This window comes from Mycobacterium sp. UM_CSW (genome assembly GCF_000455205.1).
Taxonomy (GTDB): domain Bacteria; phylum Actinomycetota; class Actinomycetes; order Mycobacteriales; family Mycobacteriaceae; genus Mycobacterium.
Genome location: NZ_AUWQ01000148.1, coordinates 1 through 4,352 on the forward strand (window position 1 = coordinate 1; position 4,352 = coordinate 4,352).

3 protein-coding genes are annotated in these 4,352 nt (G+C 71.7%); all 3 read left to right on the plus strand.

From position 1 onward, the window contains the following. Positions 1–102 precede the first annotated feature (102 nt). Entirely contained in the window at positions 103–1,308 is a 1,206-nt protein-coding gene (dinB, locus tag N415_RS29870; protein WP_068189783.1) for a DNA polymerase IV, read from the plus strand. A 394-nt stretch (positions 1,309–1,702) separates the two neighbouring features. Continuing rightward, positions 1,703–3,625 carry a PE family protein gene (locus tag N415_RS33335; protein ID WP_068189785.1) on the plus strand — a complete coding sequence of 641 codons (1,923 nt, stop codon included), beginning with the start codon at positions 1,703–1,705 and terminating at the stop codon, positions 3,623–3,625. A 98-nt stretch (positions 3,626–3,723) separates the two neighbouring features. Then, positions 3,724–4,352: PE family protein (locus tag N415_RS29880; protein ID WP_152531647.1), on the plus strand; the 629-nt coding region annotated here is incomplete at its 3' end.

Consider the following 4,352-nt stretch of genomic DNA (forward strand, 5'->3'; position numbering starts at 1 on the left):
CGAAGCGGGTCGCCACCGTCTGACAGTGGCGATCGCAAGCGCGGCGTAGCCGGGCGAAGCGGGTCGTCAACATCCGATTCCGTCGGACCCCCGTGCGAACATATGTTCGTGCGGTGTGATGCGTCCATTCTGCACGCGGACCTGGACTCGTTCTACGCGTCCGTCGAACAGCGCGACGACCCGACGTTGCGCGGCCGCCCGGTGATCGTCGGCGGCGGCGTGGTGCTGGCCGCGAGCTACGAGGCCAAGGCCTACGGCGTGCGCACCGCGATGGGCGGGTCCCAGGCGCGGCGGCTGTGCCCGCACGCCGTCGTCGTGCCGCCGCGGATGAACGCCTACAGCCGCGCCAGCGACGCCGTGTTCGAGGTGTTCCGTGACTGCACACCGGTCGTGGAGGCTCTGTCGGTCGATGAAGCGTTTCTGGATGTCGGCGGGCTGCGCCGGGTCTCCGGCACCCCCACCCAGATCGCGCACAGGCTGCGCGCCGACGTGCGCAGCCGCGTCGGGCTGCCCATCACTGTCGGGATCGCGCGGACGAAGTTCCTCGCCAAAGTGGCCAGCCAGGAGGCCAAGCCCGACGGGCTGCTGCTCGTGCCGCCCGATCAGGAGCTGGCGTTCCTGCGCCCGTTGCCGGTGCGCCGGTTGTGGGGCGTGGGCGCGGTGACCGCCGAGAAGCTGCATGCGCACGGCCTGGCGACGGTCGCCGACGTCGCCGAGCTCAGCGAGTCGACGCTGGCCTCGCTGCTGGGGCCCGCGATGGGCCGGCAGCTGTATGCGCTGTCCCGCAACATCGACCGCCGCCGGGTGACCACCGGGGTGCGGCGGCGGTCCGTGGGCGCGCAGCGGGCGCTGGGCCGCGCTGGCAATCGCATGTCGGCCGCCGAGATCGACGCCGTGGTGGTGAACCTGATCGACCGGATCACGGCCCGGATGCGCACCGCCGGGCGCACCGGCCGCACGGTAGTGCTGCGCCTGCGCTTCGACGATTTCGGCCGGGCGACGCGCTCGCACACCCTGCCGTGGGCCACCTCGTCGACGCAGCCCATCCTGGCCGCCGCGCGGCAGCTGGTCGCGTCCGCGGCGCCCCTGATCGCGCAGCGCGGGCTGACGTTGGTGGGCTTCGCGGTATCGGGGATCGACCGCAGCGGCGCCCAGCAGCTGATGTTGCCGTTCGGCGAGGACGCGGGCCGACTCGAAATCGACGACGCGATCGACCGGGTGCGCCGCCGGTATGGCAAATCCGCGCTCACGCCAGCCGTATTGATCGGCCGTGACGCAGGCTTCGAAATGCCCCACCTACCCGACTAATTCTGCTTCTACGGCGCGGCGTCATTTCTCTGCCTATGCAGCCACGACATATGCGCCTCGGCGTCGATTGCAGTTTGCCGTTGAACGTGAGCGCCGCCGGCCGTCAATGCCGCAGCAGTGCAAGGGCCAAAAGTCAAAAAGGGTAGCGGGCTCCGAGGATTCCTGCTTTATTTCGGTCAAGGGCTTCGCGCAACGAACCATCAGCCGACGTGATCCGGCATTCGTCACGCGCCGGCCCGGTAAGCCATTTCGTGAACCATCCATGCGACCTGCGGTGCCGCAACATATTCGACGCAGTTTGCTAAGCGAAAGTGCTTCCAAACTCCGAACTGAAAGCGTAGATTTTCGGCTACCCGTAGGTCTTCGTGGCAGTTCCCCGACAAAGGAGCCGTGCATGTCGTTTGTCCTGATATCTCCCGAAGTCGTCACCATCGCTTCGTCGGATTTAAGCGGGATCGGATCGGCGATCAAATCCGCCCACACCGCAGCAGCAGGCTCGACGACATCGGTATTGGCCGCTGCCGAGGATGAGGTATCGGCGGCGATTTCTCAGGTGTTCGGCAATTACGCCCAGGAGTTTCAAGCGCTCAGCGCCCAGGCGACGCTTTTTCATGATCAGTTTGTGCAGTCGTTGACGGCGGGTGTGGGGCAGTATTCGGCCACGGAGGCGGCCAATGCGGACCCGTTGACTTCATTGCTCGGTGAAATCCAGAGCCTGGGGTTGCCGCCCGGTCCGGTCAAGCTGCTGACGGGCCGTCCGCTGATCGGTAACGGGGCCAACGGGGCGCCGGGCACCGGGCAGGCAGGCGGCGACGGCGGCTGGCTGATCGGCAACGGCGGCAACGGTGGGTCCGGCGGGCTGGGGCAGGCAGGCGGGGCCGGCGGGTCGGCGGGCCTCTGGGGACATGGCGGTGACGGCGGTGCCGGCGGAAACGGCAAGCCCATCACCAGCCCCGCAGGCGGGAACGGCGGGGCGGGAGGGGCCAACGGATGGCTCGGCGGCGGTCCGGGCGGGGCAGGCGGCGCCGGCGGCGCTGGCATTACGGCCGCGCTCGGCGGCGGCGGGCATGGCGGGGACGGCGGCGCCGGCGGGGCCAATCGACAGCTGTTCTCGCTGAACGGCGTTGGCGGAGCAGGCGGGGCGGGCGGGGCAGGCGGGTACGGCGGAGTGCTCCCACCTGGTCCCGTAGTCGGGCAAGGCGCGTCTGGCGGGCATGGCGGAGCCGGCGGCCACGGTGGGGCAGGCGGCGCGAACCTGGCGCTGCTCGGCGGGCATGCCGGGGCGGGCGGCCCGGGCGGCAACGGCGGCCTGGGCGGCTCCGGCGGCACCGGCGCGGACGGCGTCAACAACCTACCCACCCTGCTCGGCGGCAGCGGGGGAATCGGTGGCGACGGCGGTGATGCCGGTGCCGGTGGGGCCGGCGGCACCAATGGAGCGTTCCTGCTCGGGCAGGTCGGCGCCGGTGGCCAGGGCGGCACCGGTGGCGACGGGGGCACCGGCGGTACCGGCGGCGCCGCGGACGGCGCCCTGGCCAAGGGTTTTGCCGGCCAAGGCGGCCAAGGTGGGCATGGCGGCGCCGGTGGGACGGGCGGTAGCTCCAGCGGCGGAATCAACGGCACCGGCGGCGGCGGGGGCCACGGCGGCGCCGGCGGTATCGGCGGTGAAGGCGTAACCGACCCCGCCAGCGGCAACGAAGTCTTCGGCGGCGGCGGTGGTGGCGGTGGTGCCGGCGGCACGGGCGGCCACGTCGGTGGCGGCGGGATCGGGGGTGGCAGCGGCACCGGCGGCGACGGCGGGACCGGCGGCCGCGGCGGCATCGCCTTAACGACGGCTGGAGGTCTCCCCCAGGCTGTCGGAGTCGGCGGTGAGGGTGGTAGCGGCGGTGCCGGCGCGACGGGCGGCGGATCAGGCGGCGCCGGCGGCGGCGGAGGTGGGGGCGGTACCGCAATATTGACCAACGCCGCGGGCGGCGGCGGGGGCGGCGGCGGCGGTGCGGCTACCGCCAGCGGCACCGCTGGAGATGGAGGCGCCGGCGGCTCCGCGTTAAACCTCACTCAGACCGCTGCGCTTAGTTTCGGGGGAAGCGGTGGCGGCAACGGCACCGGCGGCGGCGGTGGCGGCGGCGCGGTGGCCAACGCGAGCTCCTTCCCCGGCAACGTCGGCACAGACGGTGCCGGTGGGGGGACGGGCGGCATCGGCGCCAACAATGGTGTTTTCCACAACAGCGGCGGTGACGGGGGCACCACGGGCGTTGGCGGCTCCGGCGGGCACGGCGTGGTTGTCAACAGCAACGACGGGGGCACCGGCCAGCCCTAACCAAGTCGTCCGCGAGGCGGGCTCAAGCCGAGCAGCCGCAAGAATCTCGCAAGTCGCCGACTTTAATCTACGGCCCCACAAGGGATTAGGAGCCGTAGATGTCCTCTTTCGTGCAGGTAGACCCGGAGATTCTCACCGCCGCGTCGGCGGACTTGGACGCGATCGGGTCCGCGATCAAGGCGGCCAATACGACGGCGGCCGCCTCGACGACCTCGGTGGTGGCCGCGGCGCAGGACGAGGTCTCGGCCGCGATCTCCCAGGTGTTCGGCAGCTATGCCCGGGAGTTTCACTCGCTCAGCGCACAAGCGGCGCATTTCCACGACCAATTCGTGCAGTCGCTGACCTCGAGCGGCGGGCAGTATGCGGCCGCCGAGGCGGCCAACGCCGACCCGCTGACGGCCCTGGTCGGTGAATTCCAGAACCTGGGGTTGCCGCCCGGGCCGGTCAAGCTGCTGACGGGACGCCCGCTGATCGGCAACGGGGCCAACGGTGCGCCGGGCACCGGGCAGGCCGGCGGCGACGGCGGATGGCTGATCGGCAACGGCGGCAACGGTGGGTCCGGTGGAGCCGGGCAGGCCGGTGGGGCCGGCGGCTCGGCGGGATTGTGGGGCCACGGCGGTGACGGCGGGGCCGGCGGAAACGGCAAGGCCCTGATCGGTGGTGCCGGCGGGAATGGCGGCGCCGGTGGCGCCAGCGGATGGATTGGCGGCGGTCCCGGCGGTGCCGG